Origin of the sequence: Lactococcus sp. LG1074 (assembly GCF_017309525.1) — a bacterium.
GTDB classification, from domain to species: domain Bacteria; phylum Bacillota; class Bacilli; order Lactobacillales; family Streptococcaceae; genus Lactococcus; species Lactococcus petauri.
Genome location: NZ_CP071293.1, coordinates 1,947,044 through 1,968,840, shown reverse-complemented (window position 1 = coordinate 1,968,840; position 21,797 = coordinate 1,947,044). Strand labels below are relative to the sequence as shown.

The following is a 21,797-nucleotide window of genomic DNA, read 5'->3' as shown; positions in this document are numbered from 1 at the left end:
ACTTATACTTGTTTTAATGGCAAAGTTAATAAGGGCGCACGGTGGATGCCTTGGCATTAAGAGCCGAAGAAGGACGTGACTAACGACGATATTCTAGGGGGAGCAGTAAGTACGCATTGATCCCTAGGTCTCCGAATGGGGAAACCCACTATGTTATGCATAGTATCCGTAAGTGAATACATAGCTTACGAGAAGGTAACGCAGAGAACTGAAACATCTAAGTACCTGCAGGAAGAGAAAGTAAAAACGATTTCCTAAGTAGCGGCGAGCGAACGGGAAACAGGCCAAACCAAGAAGCTTGCTTCTTGGGGTTGTAGGACTGCAACGTGGACTTAAAGTCTATAGAAGAATTACCTGGGAAGGTAAGCCAAAGAGAGTAATAGCCTCGTATTTGAAATAGACTTTATACCTAGCAGTATCCTGAGTAGGGCTGGACACGCGAAATCCAGTTTGAATCCGGGAGGACCATCTCCCAAGCCTAAATACTCCTTAATGACCGATAGTGAACCAGTACCGTGAGGGAAAGGTGAAAAGAACCCCGGGAGGGGAGTGAAATAGCACCTGAAACCGTGTGCCTACAAGAAGTTCGAGCCCGTCAATGGGTGAGAGCGTGCCTTTTGTAGAATGAACCGGCGAGTTACGTTATGATGCGAGGTTAAGCTGAAGAGGCGGAGCCGTAGCGAAAGCGAGTCTGAATAGGGCGCTTTAGTATCATGATGTAGACCCGAAACCTAGTGACCTATCCATGAGCAGGTTGAAGGTGCGGTAAGACGCACTGGAGGACCGAACCAGGACACGTTGAAAAGTGTTTGGATGACTTGTGGATAGCGGAGAAATTCCAAACGAACTGGGAGATAGCTGGTTCTCTCCGAAATAGCTTTAGGGCTAGCGTCGCAATTTAAGTGTATTGGAGGTAGAGCACTGTTTGGATGAGGGGCCCATCTCGGGTTACCAATTTCAGATAAACTCCGAATGCTAATACACATGTGCGGCAGTCAGACTGCGAGTGCTAAGATCCGTAGTCGAAAGGGAAACAGCCCAGACCACCAGCTAAGGTCCCAAAATATATGTTAAGTGGAAAAGGATGTGGGGTTGCACAGACAACTAGGATGTTAGCTCAGAAGCAGCTATCATTCAAAGAGTGCGTAATAGCTCACTAGTCGAGTGACCCTGCGCCGAAAATGTACCGGGGCTAAACATATTACCGAAGCTGTGGATTTAATATTAATTAAATGGTAGGAGAGCGTTGTAATCAGCGATGAAGGTATACCGTGAGGGGTGCTGGAGCGATTACAAGTGAGAATGCCGGTATGAGTAGCGCAAGATAAGTGAGAATCTTATCCACCGTAAGACTAAGGTTTCCAGGGGAAGGCTCGTCCGCCCTGGGTTAGTCGGGACCTAAGGCGAGGCCGAAAGGCGTAGTCGATGGACAACAGGTTGATATTCCTGTACTAGTATTGTTAGTGATGGAGGGACGCAGTAGGCTAAAGGGAGCCAGTTAATGGATTCTGGTCTAAGCAGTGAGGTGTGGAATGTGTCAAATGCATTTTCCTTTAACATTGAGCTGTGATGGGGAAGCAACTACGGTTGCGAAGCCCTTGATGTCACACTGCCAAGAAAATCTTCTAGCGTTTAATTCAATACTACCCGTACCGCAAACCGACACAGGTAGTCGAGGCGAGTAGCCTCAGGTGATCGAGAGAACTCTCGTTAAGGAACTCGGCAAAATGACCCCGTAACTTCGGGAGAAGGGGTGCTGTAGAAATACAGCCGCAGTGAAAAGATCCAAGCAACTGTTTATCAAAAACACAGCTCTCTGCTAAACCGCAAGGTGATGTATAGGGGGTGACGCCTGCCCGGTGCTGGAAGGTTAAGAGGAGGGGTTAGCTTAGGCGAAGCTCTGAATTGAAGCCCCAGTAAACGGCGGCCGTAACTATAACGGTCCTAAGGTAGCGAAATTCCTTGTCGGGTAAGTTCCGACCCGCACGAAAGGCGTAATGATTTGGATACTGTCTCAACGAGAGACTCGGTGAAATTTTAGTACCTGTGAAGATGCAGGTTACCCGCGACAGGACGGAAAGACCCCATGGAGCTTTACTGCAGATTGATATTGAGTACCTGTGAAGCATGTACAGGATAGGTAGGAGACTTTGACCTTGGGACGCTAGTTTCAAGTGAGTCGCTGTTGGGATACTACCCTTGCTTCATGGTTGCTCTAACCCACACGCATAATCGGCGTGGGAGACAGTGTCTGTCGGGCAGTTTGACTGGGGCGGTCGCCTCCTAAAGAGTAACGGAGGCGCCCAAAGGTTCCCTCAACATGGTTGGAAATCATGTGTAGAGTGTAAAGGTATAAGGGAGCTTGACTGCGAGAGCTACAACTCGAGCAGGTAGGAAACTAGGGCTTAGTGATCCGGTGGTACCGCATGGAAGGGCCATCGCTCAACGGATAAAAGCTACCCTGGGGATAACAGGCTTATCTCCCCCAAGAGTTCACATCGACGGGGAGGTTTGGCACCTCGATGTCGGCTCGTCGCATCCTGGGGCTGTAGTCGGTCCCAAGGGTTGGGCTGTTCGCCCATTAAAGCGGCACGCGAGCTGGGTTCAGAACGTCGTGAGACAGTTCGGTCCCTATCCGTCGCGGGCGTAGGAAATTTGAGAGGATCTGCCCTTAGTACGAGAGGACCGGGGTGGACTTACCGCTGGTGTACCAGTTGTTCCGCCAGGAGCACCGCTGGGTAGCTATGTAGGGAAGGGATAAGCGCTGAAAGCATCTAAGTGCGAAGCCCACCTCAAGATGAGATTTCCCATTCTTTATGAATTAAGAGCCCTGAGAGATGATCAGGTTGATAGGCTGGAAGTGGAAGTCCTGCGAGGGATGGAGCGGACCAGTACTAATAGCTCGAGGACTTTACCAAGTAATAGAACATATGAGTTCAGCTTTACTTATTTATCAAGAGATTGTTATTTAGTTTTGAGTGTTCAATACATTCAGACCATGATTTGGTATTCATTGCATAGGAGATACACCTGTTCCCATGTCGAACACAGAAGTTAAGTCCTATTACGCCGGAAGTAGTTGGGGGTTGCCCCCTGCGAGATAGGGTAAATGCCAAGTGATTGGGAGTTTAGCTCAGCTGGGAGAGCATCTGCCTTACAAGCAGAGGGTCAGCGGTTCGATCCCGTTAACTCCCATTGAATATGTTATAATATATTCAATGACAATTAAATATCGGAAGGGTAGCGAAGAGGCTAAACGCGGCGGACTGTAAATCCGCTCCTTCGGGTTCGGGGGTTCGAATCCCTCCCCTTCCATAGTTTTACGGGCATAGTATAAAGGTAGTACAAAGGTCTCCAAAACCTTTGGTGTGGGTTCAATTCCTGCTGCCCGTGTTTGTATTATGGCGGATGTGGTGAAGTGGTTAACACACCAGCTTGTGGCGCTGGCACTCGCGGGTTCGATTCCCGTCATCCGCCCTTTTAATGGGGTATAGCCAAGCGGTAAGGCAAGGGACTTTGACTCCCTCATGCGTTGGTTCGAATCCAGCTACCCCAGTTCAAATATTTTATTTGAGAAAAGTCTGTTGCCGAAGTGGCGGAATAGGCAGACGCGCCAGACTCAAAATCTGGTTCCTTCACGGGAGTGCCGGTTCGACCCCGGCCTTCGGCATAAAATAAAAGATCTAAGTATTCTTAGGTCTTTTTTGTTTTTATCTAAATGTAAAAACCACTTTCATAACAAGTAAAAGTGGTGTAATATGTTTAGGCAAGAAAAGTTTTGTTGAGTTTTTTGATAATGAACTTTTCAATTTCTATCACGATGAAAATCACAAGAGAGAGGAGTATAGCGATAAGCCAGTGTGTTGTTGTGAGAGGCACTACATCAATGAATGTTCGTAAGGGTGTAAGTGTGAAGACAAAGGTTATGATTAAGGATATAATGGTTGTCCAGAAAATTGTTTTATTTGAATATAAACCATCTTTAAATATAGAATCGTTACTCCGAGCATTAAAGATATGGTAGGTTGAAGCGAGGGCAAGAACGAGAAATGTCATCGATTGTCCGACTTGCATACTTGGAGTAGTTCCCGCTATCTCTACAAATCTACCAATATAGAATCCGATAAGTGAAATAATGATAAAGGTTGTGGAGGATGTGAGAATACGTTGTGAAACACTTCTAGAGAAGAGACTTTCGTTTACATCGATTGGTGGTTCTTTCATAATATACTTATCAGAGGTTTCTCGACTTAAGCCAAATCCAGGAATACCATCTGCGAGAACATTAATATAGAGAAGCTGCATACCTGTAAGTGGCAGACCCCAACCAATAATAGCTCCAAATAGCATAATAAGGATTTCGGCAACATTGGCAGAAAGAAGATAATAAATTGTTCTTTTAATATTAATGTAAACACGGCGGGCTTCAGCAATTGCACTAACAATAGTTGCAAAGTTATCGTCGGCTAAGATGATGTCAGAGGCATTTTTGGCCACTTCTGTTCCGGCGATTCCCATTGCGGTTCCGACATCTGCTGCTCGTAGAGAGGGAGCATCATTGACACCGTCACCGGTCATGGCAACTATATGTTTTTTATCTTGCCATGCTTTCACAATCCGGAGCTTGTCTTCAGGCGAGACACGTGCATAGACTGAAATTTTTTCAATCTTTTCCTTGAGCTCCTCATCCGTCATGTTTGCCAAGGTAATTCCGTCTACGACCAAGTCTCCTTCACGATAAATATCAAGTTCCTGTGCGATTGCTTTAGCAGTTAAGGCATGATCCCCTGTAATCATTACAGGAATAATTCCAGCAGTACGGGCTTCGGCTACAGCATGTTTACTTTCGGGTCTTGGAGGATCAATCATTCCAATTATTCCTAAGAATGTTTGGTCTTCTTCCAAGCTTTGATGGTTTTCTGGAATCTCTTCAATTACTTTGTAGGAAAGAGCGAGGACACGCAAGGCATTTTCTGCAAAGGTGTCGTGAATATTATGTGCTTTGCTAAAGTGATTAGGGACAAGCCGATCAAAGGCTCCTTTTGTAATAACCAGGTAGCCCCCGCTTTCGTTAGATACAACAACCGTCATTTTTTTTCTGGTCGAATCAAAAGGAAGTTCTAAGAGACGCGGGGGATTTTTATCAGGATGATAAGAGTTATGTGCGATAAGGAAGTTGATGATGGCTGTTTCTGTTGGATCGCCGTGTGTGACCCATTTCCCCTCATCTTTTACGGCTGTTGCATTAGATACTAAACCAAACTTGTAAATTAAATCTTTTTCCTTATCAGAGAGTTGGTCCTTATGCCAAATCTCTTCTCCTTGTACCCAGAGTCTTTGAATAGTCATCTGGTTTTGAGTAAGTGTTCCTGTTTTATCGGAAGCAATGACCGAAGCATTTCCCAGGGTTTCAACTGCAGGAATGTTACGAATAATGGCTTTTTTATATGCCATATTTTCTACACCATAAACGAGTGATAAGGTCACGATGACAGGAAGAGTTTCCGGCACGGCAGCAATACCAAGAATAACAGCCGTCATCATATTTTCACTGAAGGGAATGCCACCGTGCAATAAGTTGACAATAAAGATGATTGCCCCTGCACCAAAAGCAATTGCAGCAAGGCGTTTTGCCAGAGAATCAATACGTTTTTGTAAAGGTGTTTTCCCTTTAACCTGGTCTTCTAAAAGTTGGGCAATTTGTCCCATCTGACTTTTCATTCCTGTAGCTACAACAATGCCCTGAGCTGTACCGTTAAGCACATTTGTTCCCGAGAAAACCATGTTCACTTGGTCTCCCAAAGGCACATCTTCGAGGTTCTCACGTGAAGCATCTTTTTTTATTGGTTCAGACTCCCCTGTTAGGGAGGATTCATCGACTTGTAAGCTATTTGCTGAAAGGAGACGAACATCAGCACCAACCTGTTCTCCAGCGCTCAGTTGAAGCAAATCACCGACAACCAATTGCTCAGAAGGAATTGTGCTGAGCTTCCCTTCACGTATAACCACAGAATTTGGAGCCGATAATTTCTTGAGGGCGGATAAGGCGGTTTCGGCACGTTCCTCTTGCATGTGGGCAACGATGACATTGATGACCACGATTAACAGAATAACGATTGGTTTGGTGAAGTTCCCAGTATCCATCGATAGGTAAAAAGCAGGAACTGAGACAATGATTAAAACAAGATTCATTACCTCAAGTAGATGTTTCAAAAGCTTTTGAAAAATACTTTTTTCTTTGGCTTCTTGAAAAACATTGCTGCCGTATTTGGCTCGGTGAGCAGTAACTTGTTTTTTATTTAAACCCTCTGAAGCGCTTGTTTTATAGTACTCTTTAATCTTTTTTATATTACTTTTCTTATAATTCATAAATCCTCTATTCTACTTTTGTCATATTTATAAAATATTTTATAATAGAATTATAATATTTTTATCATTTATTACAAAACGATTTAGCATTCAGAAAAAGCTGTATAAATAGCTAAAAATGTGGTATTATGGTAGATATGGAAACGAAAACAGTAAGTGAACTTGCAGAACTTTTTGGTGTGACTCGCCAAGCGATGAATAAACGCATCAAGCAGCTAGACGAGCAATATGTAGAGAAAAATGAAAAAAATGTTACTGTAATTAATGAAGGCGGTATTCATGAACTTGAACGCCTTTATGGCAAAGTTGTGACAGCGCAGGCGGAAGTTGTTGATGGTAAAGATGAAACACAAGAACTTTCAACAGCGCCAACGGACACAGCTGTTTTTGAGTTGGTTTCAAACCTGATGAAAGACAAGAATGCAGAAATTGACCGTCTAAATCAGCAATTGATGGCCAAAGATGCACAAATTGCAGAAAAAGATAAGCAAATCAACCGTCAACAAGAACTGATGGAAAAATCTTTGAGTGATAATAATCAGTTTTTACTTGAAATGAAGGCTGAATCAGAAAAAGGCTTCTTTGCCAAACTTTTCGGAAAATAATAACAGTGGCAAAACTGTTATTTTTTTATTAGAAATATAAGGAAGTAGACAAATGTAAACGTTTTCCTCTTCGTTCCCACGGTTGTGCCTATTTTCCGGCTTTTATGTTTGCAAAATCTCAAAAAAGTGTTAAAATGTAAGAGTAAGTTAAATGATTAACTTAGTGATAGAGAATTTCTCTATAAACAAAATTTTAAACCTATAAGGAGACTTACTCATGGTAGTTAAAGTTGGTATTAACGGTTTCGGACGTATCGGTCGTCTTGCTTTCCGTCGTATTCAAAACGTTGAAGGTGTTGAAGTAGTAGCAATCAACGACCTTACAGATCCAGCAATGCTTGCTCACTTGTTGAAATATGACACAACTCAAGGTCGTTTCGACGGTGAAGTTGAAGTTAAAGATGGTGGTTTCGAAGTTAACGGTAAATTTGTAAAAGTTACTGCAGAAGCTAACCCAGCTAACATCAACTGGGCTGAAGATGGTGCAGAAATCGTTCTTGAAGCAACTGGTTTCTTCGCAACTAAAGAAAAAGCTGAACAACACTTGCACGCTAACGGTGCTAAAAAAGTTGTTATCACAGCACCTGGTGGAAACGATGTTAAAACTATCGTTTTCAACACTAACCACGAAATCTTGACTGGTGAAGAAACAGTTATCTCTGGTGCATCATGTACTACTAACTGTCTCGCACCAATGGCTGATGCTTTGAACAAAAACTTCGGTCTTAAAGTTGGTACAATGACAACTATCCACGGTTACACTGGTGACCAAATGACTCTTGATGGCCCACACCGTGGTGGTGACTTCCGTCGTGCACGTGCTGCAGCTGAAAACATCGTACCTAACTCAACAGGTGCTGCTAAAGCTATCGGTCTTGTATTGCCAGAATTGAATGGTAAACTTCAAGGTCACGCACAACGTGTACCAGTTCCAACTGGTTCATTGACAGAACTTGTATCAGTTCTTGATAAAGAAGTTACTGTTGAAGAAGTTAATGCAGCTATGAAAGCAGCATCTAACGAATCTTACGGTTACAACGAAGACGAAATCGTTTCATCTGATATCGTAGGTATCTCTAACTCTTCACTCTTTGACGCTACTCAAACTGAAGTTACTACAGCTGACGGCGTTCAATTGGTTAAAACAGTTGCTTGGTACGATAACGAAATGTCTTACACATCTAACCTCGTTCGTACACTTGAATACTTCGCTAAAATCGCTAAATAATTCTGTTATTTAACGTTAGAAACAGAGAAGCTTAGCTCCTCTGTTTTTTTGTTGTCTTTATTTTTTTAGAGCGTCTTTGAGATTTTTTTCATAATATAGTACACTATAGGGAGTAGTGGTTGAGAAAGCAGGAATTGGATTATGGATAAAAATTCGAAAAAGCGAAGAGTTATTTTTGGAAGTATCCTTACGGGTCTTTTACTTGTTGGCATAGCTATATTCCTGATTGTTGTTGTCTATTCAACACCTAAAAAAGATACCTCGCGGGCTTTAAATCATCATAAAACTTCAGAAAGTTCAATGATGAAGATGAGTTCAACTCAAGGGAGTAAATCAGATCCGATACAGACAGCTTTAACGGAATGGAAGAGTTTAGCTCTTAACCAACAAATTGCTTTATTGGCTCAGTCCTATGCTAAATTAAATCCTCAGTCCACAATTTTATCATCGGACCATATGGCAATGACAGGGGATATTGATGATGGTACAATAGAGTGGTATGATTCAAACAAAATTATCCATAAGGTTAATGTGAAAATTAACCAAACGATGATTAAATATAACTACATCAATGCTGAAACATGGGAAACAGAAGAGCAAGTAACAAAGATAGATACGGTCCTTGCAGATTATTTTGAAACCCCCACAGCTAAACAAGTTACTGAAGAAATAGCTGCCAGGCTAATCGATTCTGCCAGATTGACAAGCTTAAATGCTGAGATGAATTTAGAACAAATTGCTCAAGGAGATTATTCAAGTGTGCAAGGCACTTGGAAAAATTTGGCAGGCAGCACACTAACTTTTGAAACTAATCAGTGTTACATAGTGGAGGGTGAACAGAAAACCAGACTTATTCTGACTACTCTATCAGCAGATAATCCGCAAAATCAAGGATTCCTTATGGTAAATAGCAATCCTGAAGGCTCTCCTGCTGGAGCGGGACTCTCCTTTATTCCAACAGGTTATGATTGGGCGGATACAGACAAAGCGAAACCTCGTATTTGGTTGTCCAACACTTTTGGTCCTAGTGCGCAAAGTCTTCCAGAGAGACAAAAATTAGCAGTACAAAAAGCAATTTACTATAAAGTAGATTAAACACATAATAAACACTACCAACAATTAAAACCAAAGAATGGAGAAATAATGGAAACACCTAAATGCCCAACTTGTTCAAGTGAATATACTTATGAACTCTCAGACACGACATTTGGATGCTCAGAATGCGGCAACGAATTTACACAAGCAGATTTAGAAGCAGATAAATTTGTTGTGCTTGACAGTGTCGGACAACCTTTAGCTGATGGGGATGCTGTAATTATCATACAAGATCTTCCAGTAAAGGGAATGCCAAAGCCCATTAAAAAAGGTACAAAAGTTAAAAACATACGTATCAATGAATTTGGGAAAAATGAACACTATATTGATTCAAAAATTGATGGTTTTGGGGCCATTGGATTGAAGGGATCTGTTGTCAAGAAAGCATAAGCAATAGAAAAATGACCTTCTGGTCGTTTTTTTTTATTTGAGTATAAAGGAGAAGGTAGTAAAACAGCTTTTCTGCTATAATGAACTTATGAAACTAACAGACAGTATACAATACCTGAAAGGTGTTGGACCTAAATCTTTTGAAAATTATCAAAAGCTTGGCATTTCCACAATACAGGATTTATTGCTTTATTTTCCTTTCCGTTATGAAGATTTTGCTGGACGCTCCATTTTTGAGTTAGTAGACGGAGAAAAAGCAACGGTGATTGGTGAAGTGGTAACACCCGCTAATGTCCAGTATTATGGATTTAAACGCAACAGACTTACTTTTAAACTCAAACAAGGGGAAGCTGTAGTTGCTGTGAGCTTTTTTAATCAGCCCTATTTAGCGGATAAGATTGAGGTTGGAAAAGAGGTTGCGGTTTATGGCAAATGGGAACAAAAAAAGCAGCAACTGCTGGGCATGAAAATATTAACACAAGCAGAAGATGGCTTTTCCCCCGTGTATCATCTTACCGCAGGGATGAAGCAATCCAGCTTGGTGAAAACAATTCAAATGGCTTTTGAGAGTGGGCTTTTATCGGAATTAAACGAGAATCTGCCAGACTATTTATTGAAAAAGTACCGATTGATGCCCCGGCAGGAAGCGGTACGTGCCATGCATTTTCCAGATGATATGGAGATGCACAAGCAAGCTTTAAGGCGCGTGAAGTTTGAAGAACTCTTTTACTTTCAACTGAAGTTGCAGGCTTTGAAGCATAAAGAGAAAGCACAACGCTTTGGACGAAGGGTTATTTTTGACCAGCGGTTGATGGAAGAAAAAATTAAAAATCTTCCTTTTGAACTGACAGGAGCCCAACAAAAATCCTTAGACAAAATTTTAGCAGATATGTCTTCAGCTTACCATATGAACCGTCTTTTACAAGGTGATGTCGGTTCAGGTAAAACAGTTGTTGCTAGTTTAGCAATGTATGCAGCAGTTTTATCTGGACTTCAAGCTGCTATAATGGTTCCGACTGAAATTTTAGCGCGACAACATTTTGCTAACTTACAAAATCTTTTTCCTGAACTAAAAATTAGTCTTCTTGTTTCGGGATTAAAAGTTGCGGAGCGAAGAGCGATACTAGAAAGTTTAGCAAATGGTCAGACGCAAATGGTTGTGGGAACGCACGCTTTAATTCAGGAAGGGGTTGATTTTTATGATTTGGGGCTGGTCATTACCGATGAACAACATCGCTTTGGGGTTAACCAACGGAAAGTCTTACGCGAAAAGGGTCAAAATCCTGATGTACTTATGATGACTGCGACACCAATTCCTCGGACCTTGGCGATCACAGCTTTTGGTGATATGGATGTCTCCATTATCGACGAATTACCTAAAGGGCGGCAACCGATTACGACCAGATGGGTAAAACACGAGCAACTTCCAGAGGTCTTGAAATGGATAAAAGAAGAACTGGAGCAGCAGGCACAAGTCTATTTTATTTCACCACTTATTGAAGAATCAGAAGCTTTAGATTTAAAGAATGCTGTAGCTCTTTATGAAGAACTAAACCAATACTTTGGCGAAGAAACAGGCATAGGTTTACTGCACGGGAAAATGAAAAATGAAGAAAAAGACCAGATCATGCAGACCTTTAAAGCAGGGGATTTGTCGGTTCTGGTTTCCACAACGGTTATTGAAGTTGGTGTGGATGTGCCAAATGCAACGATTATGGTGATTATGGATGCGGATCGTTTTGGTCTCTCTCAGTTGCATCAGTTAAGGGGCCGTGTAGGACGGGGGAGTAAGAAGTCCTATACGATTCTCGTTGCCAATCCCAAGACAGAATCAGGTAAAAACCGGATGAAGATAATGTGTCAAACGCAGAATGGTTTCCGTTTAGCTGAAGAAGACCTGAAGATGCGCGGCTCCGGAGAAATATTTGGCGTACGTCAATCAGGGTTACCAGAATTTCTAGCAGCTGATATAGTGAATGACTACAATATTTTAGAAGTGGCACGTCAAGAAGCGCAGGAAATTTTTAAAACACCTGACCGTCCAGAATATCAGATGATGCTTGCAGACTTGGATGTTGACGGTGGTTTTGATTAACGTTTCAATTATGAATTCAAGAAAGGATGATAAAATGGGACTTCTCTTAGCATTTCTAGGTGGTGGACTCTCTTTGCTAAACTTTTCTGCCGAATGGCGGTTTCTTTCCTTGCAGCTTATTTTCACTCTCCTTTCCTTAAGCAGTATGTTTGCCTATAAAGGAAAGCGCACAAGAAGATCCTATGAAGGAGATGGCACAAGTATCTTCACCTTTGGCTTTGCCTTGTGTTTCCTTTCATTTATCGGATCAGCATCGATTCTTCTGGCCTTATTCATGGGCTGGCAGTGAATAAAAAAACATAAGTAGAATATCTCCTACTTATGTTTTTTTATTTTCCTAAGCAGAACTGACTGAAAAGCTGAGTAATCAGTTCATCCGGTGCAGCTTCTCCAGTTATTTCACCAAGCAATTGCCAACAACGTGTGATATCTACTTGGATGAGGTCCACAGGAAGTCCCATTGCCAAACCTCTATTTGCTTCCTTCAAAGCATCTAAAGCTTGTTCGACTAGGCCGATATGACGCGCATTGGAGAGAGTCGTTGCATCTTTTGCTTCAATTTCCCCAGAGAAAAATAGCGCGCGTATTTGTTTTTCGACGGCATCAAGATTTTCATTTTTTAAGGCAGAAATTCTGATAAAGTATTTAGGGAGTTTTTCGAGCTCAATTTTTTCTGGTAGATCGGTCTTATTTAGCAAGACGATACGGTTTGTCGAAGAAGAAAGTTCCAACAATTCCAGATCTTTGGGAGTTAAAGGTGACGAAGCATCAAGCACAAGTAAGACCAAGTCGGCTTCTTCTAAGGCTTTTTGACTACGCTCAACACCGATCTTTTCGACGATATCCTCAGTTTCTCGTATACCAGCAGTATCAATTAACTCAAGGGGCACACCACCAATATTGGCAAACTCTGTGATAACATCACGTGTTGTTCCGGCTATGTCGGTAACAATGGCTTTTTCCTCACGTAAAAGTTGATTGAGCAAACTTGATTTACCAACATTTGGCCGGCCAATAATTGCTGTTCTCAAACCTTCACGCAGAATCTTACCGCGTTTAGCTGTGGCAAGAAGTGTTTCCAGAAGTTGCTCAAAATGGGCTGTTTTTTCCAGAAGCATTTGACTTGTCATCGTTTCAACGTCATCATATTCGGGATAATCAATATTGACTTCCACTTGCGCGAGCGATTCTAAAATTTCTTGACGAATGTTGTTAATCAAGTTAGAGAGGCTTCCATCGAGCTGTTTTACAGCAATATTGGCTGCCTGATCTGTTTTAGCACGAATCAAATCCATTACGGATTCGGCTTGCGCCAAGTCAATACGTCCATTTAAAAATGCACGTTTAGTAAATTCACCTGGTTCAGCGAGGCGAGCGCCAGAGCGCAGCAGGAGTTGCAAAATTTCTTGGGTGACAGCAATTCCGCCGTGTGTGTTAATTTCCACAAGATCTTCACGCGTAAAGGTTTTTGGAGCTTTCATTACAGAGAGCATAACTTCATCAACGAGACGGTCCTCGTCAAAGATATGACCATAGTTGATGGTGTGTGAAGCAACTTTATCGAGATCTTTCCCTTGAAAGACCTTTTTAGCGATTGAGACAGCATCGCTACCAGACAATCGGACGATAGCAATTGCTCCTTCACCTAAAGGTGTGGAGATGGCTGCTATAGTATCAAATTCTTTTGTTATCATATTTTTATCCTAATTACTAATTTCAGTATGCCTTATTATATAACAAGTCGTCATAAAAATAAAGATTCGTCAACTCTTTCTTAAAGGTTTATCTTATCCATATTAAGCAAAATTCTAGTAAAATAAGAGTATGAGATTGGATAAATATTTGGCGGAAGCCGGGCTGGGATCACGTAAAGAAGTTAAGGTGATTCTCAAGACAGGAAAAGTGACAGTGAATGATCAGAAAGTGAAAGACGGCAAACTACATGTTGAGCCAGATAAAGATTCTATAAATTATGATGGGCAACCCATAGGTTATCAAGAATTTTATTATTACCTCCTTAATAAACCCGCTGGTGTTGTTTCGGCAACGAAGGATAATAAGGACAAAACAGTTGTCGAATTATTACAGGGAAAAGATTTTCGCGAAGATCTTTTCCCTGTAGGGCGCTTAGATAAAGATACAGAAGGCCTTCTGTTGCTAACAAATGATGGGCCACTGAGCCATAATCTTCTGAGCCCTAAAAAACATGTAGAAAAAGAATACTTTGCTCAAATCCAAGGCCAGGTTACACAAGAGACTGTTCGAGAATTTGCAGCAGGTTTGACCTTGAAATCTGGAGAAAACGTCAAACCAGGTCAACTTTTTATTGAGAAATCAGAGGAGAATAAAAGTGAAATCCGCCTGATTGTTCATGAAGGTAAATTTCATCAGGTCAAACGAATGTTTGAAGCTGTAGGGATGAAGGTAACTTATCTCAAACGGTTACGTATGGGAAGTTTAAGATTGGATCCGGAATTAACTAAGGGAGCATACCGTCCGCTCACAGAAGAGGAAATTTTAAAACTCAAGGAGTAGCTATGGAAGAAATAGTTTCTGTAAAAAATCTAAGTGTCCAATTTGAAAAAGAAGAGATTTTAAAAAAACTATCTTTAAGTCTCTTTGCAGGAGAAATTGTTGGACTCATCGGTCCTTCAGGTTCGGGAAAGTCAACTTTTATGAATGCATTACTCGGGATTGTTGCTCCTAATAGTGGAGAAATCAAACTACTTGATATCTCGATTCCTAACCGCAAAGTGTTGTGCAAAATTGGCTATATGGCACAGTCGGATGCCTTGTTTACAGAACTTACAGGGAAACAAAATATGGAATTTTTTGGAGCCTTGCAAGGAAAAATAAGTGAAGAGGAGCTGCTCAAAGCTGCTCAAACCGTTGGGTTAACATCAGCTTTGTCCAAGGCTGTTTCGAAATATTCTGGCGGAATGAAGCGTCGCTTATCTTTAGCAATTGCTCTCCAGACGGGTGCTCCTCTCTTATGCCTAGATGAGCCCACAGTTGGTATTGATCCAGAACTTCGACAGGAAATATGGACAGAGCTTAAGCGACAAGCAGAGATGGGCAAAGCTATTCTATTGACGACACACGTAATGGAAGAGGCAGAGCGGTGTGATCGAGTTGTTTTATTAAGAGACGGGCACTTTGTGGCCCAAGGTAGTCCTGAAGCCCTTAAATCCCAGTTTCATGTTACTACTGTGGAAGAGGCCTTTATTCAAGCAGGTGATTATGATGAGAATTAAAGCGATTTTTAAACGTATACTGCTACAAAGGTTGAGAGATAAACGAAGCTTGGCTTTACTTTTCTTTGCTCCCCTTGGCATTATCAGTCTTTTATATTTTCTTCTTCAAGTTCCTTCGGATATAAAATATCGTGTAGGTCTACAAGAAAACCAACCTGTTTTAGCACAAGTTCTCAAGCAGAACGAAAAACTAAAAGTGATTGAAATAGGAGAAACGTTAAACACTCGAGAAATAGTAAATACTCACAATTTAGATGCTCTGATACAGCTGGTAGGAAATGAAATAGAAGTAACTTATGCAAATAGAGATACGTCAAAAACACAGGCACTTACTCAGATGATTGGACAAATTGCTCAAAAGATCCCAGCGAGTATGCGAGAAAACCAAGCAAAAAGTTCTGCAGAAAAAGTGCCGCAAGACTCGTTAGAAACACTAGCTCTGAATATAAAAAGTCATTATCTTTATGGTGACAGTTCCCTGAGTATGTTTGATAATCTAGCGCCACTGCTGGTAAGTTTCTTCGTTTTCTTCTTTGTCTTTTTAATATCAGGCATTTCACTTGTTAATGAACGAAGCAGTGGTACACTTATGCGAATGCTGGTTACACCTGTAAGACGTACTGAAATTGTGGCAGGTTATACTTTAGCCTACGGTTTCCTCGCACTACTTCAAACAAGCTTAATTGTACTTTGGACACGTTATGTTTTACAAATGCAGATTTTGGGGAACTTTATATTAGTCTTGTTGATTAATTTATTGATTGCTCTGATTGCGCTGTTGATTGGACTTTTGTTGTCTGCCCTTGCGAAAACTGAATTTCAATTTATTCAGTTTGTTCCGATAGCTGTCGTACCACAATTCCTTTTTTCAGGTATTATTAATGTCGACACAATGGCAGCGCCCTTACGCTGGATTGCACATCTTATGCCTCTGTATTATGGCGTTGATGCACTTCAAAAAGTAGTGAAACAAGGCGAAGGTTTCTCTCAAATTGGAAACAACCTGTTTATTTTAGGAATGCTTGCTCTTGTATTTTATGTAGCTAATGTAGTGGCTTTGAAAGGTTTAAGAAAAACTTAGATATTCAAATAAAAAGCGAGTTATTTTCGCTTTTTTGTTATAATGATTGAGAAGAGTATTTGAAGGGATTTTACAAATGGAAAATTTAAAAAAACAAGTAGGTATAAAAGCAGCTGAGTACGTGAAGTCTGGTATGATTGTTGGATTGGGAACAGGTTCAACGGCAGCTTTCTTTGTGGAAGAATTGGGGCGCCGTGTTAAAGAAGAAGGTTTAGATATTGTTGGAGTAACGACGTCAAATGTAACCAGTCAGCAAGCTGCAAGTCTTAATATCCCTTTAAAATCAATTGATGAAGTGGATTATGTTGATTTGACAGTAGACGGTGCAGATGAAATTGATACTGACCTTAATGGTATTAAAGGTGGTGGTGCGGCCTTGCTGATGGAAAAAATCGTTGCAACATATTCTAAAGATTATATTTGGATTGTTGATGAAAGTAAACTTTCAGAAAATCTTGGCAGTTTTAAAGTTCCTGTCGAAGTTATCCCTTACGGATCAGAGCAGTTGTTCCGAAAATTTGCAGCGGCTGGTTATGCACCAACATGGCGGATGAATGCCCAAGACAAGCTCATCACTGATATGCAACATTATATTATTGATTTGCATATTGAGAAGATTACTGAGCCAGAAAAGCTGGCTGAAGAGCTTGATTTAACAGTGGGAGTTGTCGAACATGGTTTGTTTAATAACATGGTCAAAAAAGTTATTGTTGCAGGACAAGGCGGAGTTAAACTTATAGAAAAATAAAAAGAAGGAGTGTGCTCCTTCTTTTTATTTGTTCTTAAGCCATTGTTCTACGCCCCACTTATGAGAACCGCGCTTGAGTTTAACCAAAGCAGTCGGAACGTCAAACCAGAAAATTTTATTGAAATCCTCAAGAGGAGCCTGATCAAAATGAACTTCCAAAGTCTCGTAGATATAAGCAGGATTGCAAAAATATTTATCCCGATGTGAGCTATAAAAATATTCGTCGGCCTGTCCGAAATAACGTCCTAAAGTCGCAGTCGCACCTAACTCTTCCAGAAGTTCTCTTTCTAAGGCGCGAGCATGGTTTTCATCTGCTTCAATTTCTCCACCAGGGAGAAAAAAGGCTCCGTTTGGTGCTTGCACAAGACAGATTTGGCTCTTGTTTTCACGTGAAACAATACCATACACTCCATAGCGGTATTGGTAATCAACTCCGGCAATTTTTTCACCGAAGACTGGAATTTCTTGTTGTGTCATATTTACGGACCTCCGATATAATTTTATAGAAGAAAATTTAATTATATTCTATCAAAAAGTTGACAATTTTGATAAAATAAAGAGGCTAAACAAAGCTCTTGCGAAGGGAAATATGAACAGTGAAAAAATTCAATCTTAGTAAAATGATTATTATCGCCTTAATTATTGTTATTTCAGCATTTACAGCAATCTTCATCTCGGCTGATAATTTTAAAAATAATAAAAATCCATCAACGATGACACAAATTATTAATGATGGTACAGGAACCATAGACAGAATCATTGGTGCACCGATCCGCTTTGTTCAAGACAAAGCCAATCAAGTGGGCAATCTTTTTGATACATACAAGCAAAATCAGTCCCTAAAAACGCAGGTGGCAGACTTAAGTAGTTCAAAAAATAACCAAGAAAGTCTAGAAGTTGAAAATAAAGAATTAAAAGAAGCATTGAAGCTTCAAGAAACATTAACAGACTATAAGAGTATTTCTGCAAATGTGATTACCCGTAATCCGGCCAGTTGGGCAGATACGCTCGTAATTGATAGCGGCAGTAAACAAGGCATCAAAAACCGTCAACTCGTCATGGCTAATGGGGGTGTTATTGGGCGTGTAAGTCAGGTAAACGAAAATTCCTCTAAAGTTTCCTTGTTGAGCTCCGATAAAGGTATTGACGCTAAAATCCCCGTTCGCCTTGGTAGCCCGAGTGATCCAGTAAATGGACTTCTTGCGAGTTATGATGATGATCAGAATGCTTATGTTGTCACTTCTTTAGTAGGGGAAGGTAATATCGAAAAGGGAAGCCAAGTTGTTACTAGCGGTCTTGGAGGTGATTCGCCGCGTGGTCTCTTGCTTGGAACCGTAATTGATGTTAAAGAAACAGATCAAGGCTTGAACCGTAAAGTATATGTGAAACCTGCCAGCAATTTGTATGATATCCGGTTTGTCTTTGTGATTCAAGGCATGATTGGAGGCAACTAAATATGAGTCGTTTTAGCTTCCAGTTTTTTAGTCCCTTATTTCTTTTTTTCCTACTCTTGCTTGATGGGCAGCTGACGCATTTCTTTACGGCTTTGTCTGGTGGAAGTATTATGCCTGTAAGCCACTTGTTGCTCATTTTTATGGTATATACTGTGACACAGCACCGTCATAGCTATGTTCTTATCGTAGGTGTTCTTTTGGGAATTATCTATGACAGCTACTTTTTGGGAATTTTTGGTATTGCAAGTTTGATTTTACCTCTTATTGCTCTTTTCGTTTATCAAATCCAAACGGTTGTCTTTACCAATCGTTGGACACGTTTATTTACAGTGATTATCATTGTTTTTGCTTTTCAAGTTTTAAGTACGCTTATTGTTAACTTAGTCGGTGTTGTCAATGTCAATTTTGTCTCATTTATCGTTAGGCAACTTGCACCAACGTTAGCCCTAAATATTGCCTTTGCAATACTGCTGCAATGGCCTTTAGAAAAGATGTATCGCCTTCGGTGAACATCTTTTTGTAATCAAAGGGTAAAAAAAGTATTCTTAAAGAAATTAAATTGACTTGATTAAGTTATAAAAGAGTGTTATACTTGGGACTATCTTGGCGTTATATTTATAAATTATAGAAAACGGGAAGAAAAGAAAACTATGAAAAAGAAACTTATCACAGCATTGATGTTGTCGACAGTCATTTTATCTTCGGGTGCAAGCCTTGGAGCGGTAAAAGCGGACAGCACAGACGATCAAATCGCAAAGCAAGATGCAGCAATCAGCGCTGCTAAAAGTTCTTCTGCTGAAGCGCAAGCAAAAGTAGATGCGATTCAATCACAAGTAAATAGCTTACAATCTAAAAAAACTTCAACAGCAAATGAAGTAAATAAATTGATGAAGGAGCAAAAAGAACAATCAGCAGAGATTGCTCGTTTGCACAAAGACATCAAAGAACGTAACACAGCTCTTGAAGCACAAGCACGTAGCGCTCAAACAAGCGGTTCAGCGACAGACTATATGTCTACTATCTTGGATTCAAAATCTTTGACTGATGCAATTCAAAAAATGACAGCGATGGCAACCGTTTCTGGTGCTAACAAAGCCATGCTTGAAAAGCAACAAGAAGATGAAAAAGCTATTCAAGCTAAGTTGAAAGATAATGAAGCAAAATACGCTAAAGCTACAAAACTTCAACAAGAGTTAGAAACACAAAGTAACGAGTTGGCAAGCCAAGAAGCCGCCCTCAAAGTTGCTCAGTTAAATTATCAAACAACAATTGCTAACTCTGAGAGTAAAAAACAAAGTTTGATTGATCAAAAAGCAGCTGCAGTAGCTGCCCAAGAAGCTGCAGCTAAAAAAGCTGCAGAAGTGGAAGCTCAACAAGCTAAAGCTGAACAAGCTGCTCAAGCTGCTCAAAAAGCACAAACAGAACAAGCTGCAGCATCTAAGAGCGAAAATAAATCAGATGCAAGTACAGTAAATACAGAAACAGTACCTGTTGTTACAGCACCTGTTGAGACTACTCCAGCGGCTTCTGCACCAGCAGCATCAACGCCAGCTGTAGAAGAAAGCAAACCAGCATCAAACAACAACACAACAACTACGAATACTGGTTCAAACTCAACTACAACTACTGATACTGGTTCAAATAATACTAACAATAATAATGTATCTGGTGGTTCAGGTTCATCAAGTACTCCAGGAACAAGCTTGAGCAATCCTTACCCTTGGGGACAATGTACTTGGGGTGTTTGGGAATACTTCGGTGGAAGTATTCCTACTTACGCTGGTAACGCCGGTGACTGGGTAGTTTACGCAAATAGTGGACCAGCAGTTGGTACAATTGCGGTATTCCCTCCAGGTAACCAAGGCGCAGGTGGCGTAGGTCACGTTGCTGTGGTCACAGCTGTAAATGGTGATAAACTTACTGTCTCAGAAACAAACTTCTCAGGTCCTAATGGTGGAGGCCTCGGTATCCGCACAACTCGTGAAGTTTCAGCTGCAGGTGTAAGTTTCATCCGTCCATAAGAAATAACTCAAAACAAGTAATGAAATATTTCTTGTTTTTTTGTGCATTGATAAAAAACAGAAACCGACAGAAACAAACTTAAACGTAACTGTAATTGATTTGTTACAAAACAGGTGAAGGCACATGATACAATATACTATATTCACCGAACTACCTAGGGAGGCAAATTTAAAATTTTATGAAGAAAAAACTTATTACAGCATTGATGCTCTCGACAGTCGTGCTTACGGCTGGCGCACCTTTTGCTGCCGTAAAGGCTGATTCAACAGATTCAAAAATTGCACAACAAGATTCAAAAATCGCTAATGCAAAGAATGAAGCTGCTAAAGCGCAATCACAAGTTGATTCAATTCAATCACAAGTAAGCACTTTAAAATCAAAGCAAACATCAATGACTAAAAAAGTTAATGAGTTGATGGCTCAACAAAAGGAACAATCACAACAGATTCAAAAGTTGAGTGAGAGTATCAAGGAGCGCAATACTGCCCTTGAAGCTCAAGCACGTAGTGCACAAACTGATGGTTCAGCAACAAACTATATGTCTGCTGTACTAGACTCAAAATCTTTAACAGATGCGATTCAAAAAATGACAGCAATGGCAACTGTTGCTGGCGCTAACAAGTCAATGATTGAGCAACAACAAGCTGACCAAAAAGCTATTCAAACGAAGTTAGCTGATAACCAAAAGAAATATGCTGAAGCAACAAAACTTCAACAAGAGTTAGACGCACAAGCTAATGAGTTGGCGACACAAGAAGCTGCTCTCAAAGTTGCTCAGTTAGACTACCAAGCTACAGTAACTACTGCAGAAGGCAAAAAACAAGATTTATTGAGCCAAAAAGCAGCAGCAGAAAAAGCAGCAGAAAAAGCAGCAGCAGCAGAAAAAGCAGCAGCAGCGAAGTCTGTAGTAGCTCAACAAGAAAAAGCTGTAGCTGCAGCACCTGCAGCTTCTAATCCAGCTCCAGCTGCTAATAATACTGCTGACAATAGCAATTCGTCTACACCATCTACTGGAAATAATACAGGTGGCAATGGTAATTCTTCTAAACCAACGCCAACACCAGATCCAACTCCGATACCAACACCAGATCCAGATCCAGACCCAGGACACAGTGGTACTAACCCTTATCCAGCTGGTCAATGTACTGCATTTGTTTGGGACTACTTTGGTGGTAACATGCCAACATACATGGGAAATGCTGGTGACTGGGTGGCTTATGCAAACAGTGGACCTGCAGCAGGTACAATTGCTGTATTCCCTCCAGGTAATCAAGGCGCAGGCGGCGTAGGACACGTTGCAGTTGTTCTTTCTGTATCTGGTTCAAAAATGACAGTTATTGAAGGAAACTTCAACGGCGGTTGGGGAACAACACGTGAATGTTCAACAGCTGGTGTAAGTTTCATTCGACCATAATTAAATAAAATTTAAATACAAACTACGGTTTGTATTTTTTAT

At 40.8% G+C, this 21,797-nt stretch carries 17 protein-coding genes, 6 tRNA genes and 2 rRNA genes; 22 read left to right on the top strand and 3 right to left on the bottom strand.

Features of this window, described 5'->3' with window-relative positions; translation table 11 throughout:
* Positions 1 to 18 precede the first annotated feature (18 nt).
* The 8 genes from J0J36_RS09865 (at position 19) to J0J36_RS09830 (ending at position 3,670) form a co-directional block, all read left to right on the top strand.
* Positions 19 to 2,918, top strand: a 23S ribosomal RNA gene (locus J0J36_RS09865).
* An 84-nt stretch (positions 2,919 to 3,002) separates the two neighbouring features.
* Positions 3,003 to 3,118 (top strand): 5S ribosomal RNA (rrf, locus tag J0J36_RS09860).
* Between the two features lie 4 nt (positions 3,119 to 3,122).
* A tRNA-Val gene (locus J0J36_RS09855) sits at positions 3,123 to 3,195 on the top strand.
* Between the two features lie 39 nt (positions 3,196 to 3,234).
* Positions 3,235 to 3,315 (top strand) — tRNA-Tyr (locus tag J0J36_RS09850).
* A 7-nt stretch (positions 3,316 to 3,322) separates the two neighbouring features.
* A tRNA-Trp gene (locus tag J0J36_RS09845) sits at positions 3,323 to 3,393 on the top strand.
* An 11-nt stretch (positions 3,394 to 3,404) separates the two neighbouring features.
* A tRNA-His gene (locus J0J36_RS09840) sits at positions 3,405 to 3,477 on the top strand.
* A gap of 7 nt (positions 3,478 to 3,484) precedes the next feature.
* A tRNA-Gln gene (locus J0J36_RS09835) sits at positions 3,485 to 3,556 on the top strand.
* A gap of 30 nt (positions 3,557 to 3,586) precedes the next feature.
* Positions 3,587 to 3,670 (top strand) — tRNA-Leu (locus J0J36_RS09830).
* 92 nt (positions 3,671 to 3,762) lie between these two features.
* Here the strand turns inward: J0J36_RS09830 and J0J36_RS09825 are convergent.
* A complete protein-coding gene (locus J0J36_RS09825; protein WP_153925486.1) occupies positions 3,763 to 6,369 on the bottom strand; it encodes a cation-translocating P-type ATPase in 2,607 nt (868 codons plus the stop codon).
* A gap of 128 nt (positions 6,370 to 6,497) precedes the next feature.
* Between J0J36_RS09825 and J0J36_RS09820 the strand changes: the two genes are divergently transcribed.
* The 6 genes from J0J36_RS09820 (at position 6,498) to J0J36_RS09795 (ending at position 12,071) form a co-directional block, all read left to right on the top strand.
* Positions 6,498 to 6,974 carry a DUF536 domain-containing protein gene (locus J0J36_RS09820; RefSeq protein WP_019291465.1) on the top strand — a complete coding sequence of 159 codons (477 nt, stop codon included), beginning with the start codon at positions 6,498 to 6,500 and terminating at the stop codon, positions 6,972 to 6,974.
* 217 nt (positions 6,975 to 7,191) lie between these two features.
* Positions 7,192 to 8,202 carry a type I glyceraldehyde-3-phosphate dehydrogenase gene (gene gap, locus J0J36_RS09815; RefSeq protein WP_003133076.1) on the top strand — a complete coding sequence of 337 codons (1,011 nt, stop codon included), beginning with the start codon at positions 7,192 to 7,194 and terminating at the stop codon, positions 8,200 to 8,202.
* A gap of 141 nt (positions 8,203 to 8,343) precedes the next feature.
* Positions 8,344 to 9,297: a DUF6287 domain-containing protein gene (locus J0J36_RS09810; RefSeq protein WP_019291466.1), complete on the top strand. Its 954-nt coding sequence runs from the start codon at positions 8,344 to 8,346 to the stop codon at positions 9,295 to 9,297.
* A 48-nt stretch (positions 9,298 to 9,345) separates the two neighbouring features.
* Positions 9,346 to 9,687, top strand: coding sequence for a zinc ribbon domain-containing protein YjdM (locus J0J36_RS09805; protein ID WP_003133078.1), 342 nt, complete (start codon positions 9,346 to 9,348; stop codon positions 9,685 to 9,687).
* 88 nt (positions 9,688 to 9,775) lie between these two features.
* Positions 9,776 to 11,782, top strand: a complete 2,007-nt coding sequence (gene recG, locus J0J36_RS09800) for an ATP-dependent DNA helicase RecG (RefSeq protein ID WP_019291467.1) — start codon at positions 9,776 to 9,778, stop codon at positions 11,780 to 11,782.
* Between the two features lie 34 nt (positions 11,783 to 11,816).
* Entirely contained in the window at positions 11,817 to 12,071 is a 255-nt protein-coding gene (locus tag J0J36_RS09795; protein ID WP_019335734.1) for a hypothetical protein, read from the top strand.
* 40 nt (positions 12,072 to 12,111) lie between these two features.
* On the opposite strand, the gene mnmE is transcribed toward J0J36_RS09795, so the two are convergent.
* Entirely contained in the window at positions 12,112 to 13,476 is a 1,365-nt protein-coding gene (gene mnmE, locus J0J36_RS09790) for a tRNA uridine-5-carboxymethylaminomethyl(34) synthesis GTPase MnmE (RefSeq protein ID WP_019291469.1), read from the bottom strand.
* 130 nt (positions 13,477 to 13,606) lie between these two features.
* On the opposite strand from mnmE, the gene J0J36_RS09785 reads away from it, so the two are divergent.
* The 4 genes from J0J36_RS09785 to rpiA all read left to right on the top strand — a co-directional run bounded on the left by J0J36_RS09785 (position 13,607) and on the right by rpiA (position 16,865).
* A complete protein-coding gene (locus J0J36_RS09785; protein ID WP_019291470.1) occupies positions 13,607 to 14,317 on the top strand; it encodes a pseudouridine synthase in 711 nt (236 codons plus the stop codon).
* Positions 14,318 to 14,319: 2 nt separating this feature from the next.
* Positions 14,320 to 15,036 carry an ABC transporter ATP-binding protein gene (locus J0J36_RS09780; RefSeq protein WP_019291471.1) on the top strand — a complete coding sequence of 239 codons (717 nt, stop codon included), beginning with the start codon at positions 14,320 to 14,322 and terminating at the stop codon, positions 15,034 to 15,036.
* On the top strand, positions 15,026 to 16,117 hold the full coding sequence (locus tag J0J36_RS09775) for an ABC transporter permease (RefSeq protein WP_029346083.1): 1,092 nt from the start codon (positions 15,026 to 15,028) through the stop codon (positions 16,115 to 16,117). The genes J0J36_RS09780 and J0J36_RS09775 overlap by 11 nt, the downstream gene beginning before the upstream one ends.
* Positions 16,118 to 16,193: 76 nt before the next feature.
* A complete protein-coding gene (gene rpiA, locus J0J36_RS09770) occupies positions 16,194 to 16,865 on the top strand; it encodes a ribose-5-phosphate isomerase RpiA (protein WP_019291473.1) in 672 nt (223 codons plus the stop codon).
* Between the two features lie 24 nt (positions 16,866 to 16,889).
* Here the strand turns inward: rpiA and J0J36_RS09765 are convergent, their stop codons facing one another.
* The gene (locus J0J36_RS09765; RefSeq protein ID WP_019291474.1) at positions 16,890 to 17,342 is read right to left on the bottom strand and encodes an NUDIX domain-containing protein; all 453 of its coding nucleotides are present in this window, start codon (positions 17,340 to 17,342) and stop codon (positions 16,890 to 16,892) included.
* 119 nt (positions 17,343 to 17,461) lie between these two features.
* On the opposite strand from J0J36_RS09765, the gene mreC reads away from it, so the two are divergent.
* The 4 genes from mreC to J0J36_RS09745 all read left to right on the top strand — a co-directional run bounded on the left by mreC (position 17,462) and on the right by J0J36_RS09745 (position 21,755).
* On the top strand, positions 17,462 to 18,319 hold the full coding sequence (gene mreC / locus J0J36_RS09760) for a rod shape-determining protein MreC (protein WP_019291475.1): 858 nt from the start codon (positions 17,462 to 17,464) through the stop codon (positions 18,317 to 18,319).
* A gap of 2 nt (positions 18,320 to 18,321) precedes the next feature.
* Positions 18,322 to 18,828: a rod shape-determining protein MreD gene (gene mreD / locus J0J36_RS09755; RefSeq protein WP_019291476.1), complete on the top strand. Its 507-nt coding sequence runs from the start codon at positions 18,322 to 18,324 to the stop codon at positions 18,826 to 18,828.
* Positions 18,829 to 18,969: 141 nt separating this feature from the next.
* Entirely contained in the window at positions 18,970 to 20,340 is a 1,371-nt protein-coding gene (locus J0J36_RS09750; RefSeq protein WP_019291477.1) for a CHAP domain-containing protein, read from the top strand.
* Positions 20,341 to 20,519: 179 nt separating this feature from the next.
* Positions 20,520 to 21,755 (top strand): CHAP domain-containing protein, encoded by a 1,236-nt coding sequence (locus tag J0J36_RS09745; protein ID WP_019291478.1) that lies wholly within the window; start codon positions 20,520 to 20,522, stop codon positions 21,753 to 21,755.
* The last annotated feature ends 42 nt before the right edge of the window (positions 21,756 to 21,797 follow it).

Excerpts from the sequence above, each read along its gene's own strand:
- J0J36_RS09825 (WP_153925486.1), bottom strand. The coding sequence starts at position 6,369 with ATGAATTATAAGAAAAGTAATATAAAAAAGATTAAAGAGTACTATAAA.
- J0J36_RS09820 (WP_019291465.1), top strand. The coding sequence starts at position 6,498 with ATGGTAGATATGGAAACGAAAACAGTAAGTGAACTTGCAGAACTTTTT.
- gap (WP_003133076.1), top strand. The coding sequence starts at position 7,192 with ATGGTAGTTAAAGTTGGTATTAACGGTTTCGGACGTATCGGTCGTCTT.
- J0J36_RS09810 (WP_019291466.1), top strand. The coding sequence starts at position 8,344 with ATGGATAAAAATTCGAAAAAGCGAAGAGTTATTTTTGGAAGTATCCTT.
- J0J36_RS09805 (WP_003133078.1), top strand. The coding sequence starts at position 9,346 with ATGGAAACACCTAAATGCCCAACTTGTTCAAGTGAATATACTTATGAA.
- recG (WP_019291467.1), top strand. The coding sequence starts at position 9,776 with ATGAAACTAACAGACAGTATACAATACCTGAAAGGTGTTGGACCTAAA.
- J0J36_RS09795 (WP_019335734.1), top strand. The coding sequence starts at position 11,817 with ATGGGACTTCTCTTAGCATTTCTAGGTGGTGGACTCTCTTTGCTAAAC.
- mnmE (WP_019291469.1), bottom strand. The coding sequence starts at position 13,476 with ATGATAACAAAAGAATTTGATACTATAGCAGCCATCTCCACACCTTTA.
- J0J36_RS09785 (WP_019291470.1), top strand. The coding sequence starts at position 13,607 with ATGAGATTGGATAAATATTTGGCGGAAGCCGGGCTGGGATCACGTAAA.
- J0J36_RS09780 (WP_019291471.1), top strand. The coding sequence starts at position 14,320 with ATGGAAGAAATAGTTTCTGTAAAAAATCTAAGTGTCCAATTTGAAAAA.
- J0J36_RS09775 (WP_029346083.1), top strand. The coding sequence starts at position 15,026 with ATGAGAATTAAAGCGATTTTTAAACGTATACTGCTACAAAGGTTGAGA.
- rpiA (WP_019291473.1), top strand. The coding sequence starts at position 16,194 with ATGGAAAATTTAAAAAAACAAGTAGGTATAAAAGCAGCTGAGTACGTG.
- J0J36_RS09765 (WP_019291474.1), bottom strand. The coding sequence starts at position 17,342 with ATGACACAACAAGAAATTCCAGTCTTCGGTGAAAAAATTGCCGGAGTT.
- mreD (WP_019291476.1), top strand. The coding sequence starts at position 18,322 with ATGAGTCGTTTTAGCTTCCAGTTTTTTAGTCCCTTATTTCTTTTTTTC.
- J0J36_RS09750 (WP_019291477.1), top strand. The coding sequence starts at position 18,970 with ATGAAAAAGAAACTTATCACAGCATTGATGTTGTCGACAGTCATTTTA.
- J0J36_RS09745 (WP_019291478.1), top strand. The coding sequence starts at position 20,520 with ATGAAGAAAAAACTTATTACAGCATTGATGCTCTCGACAGTCGTGCTT.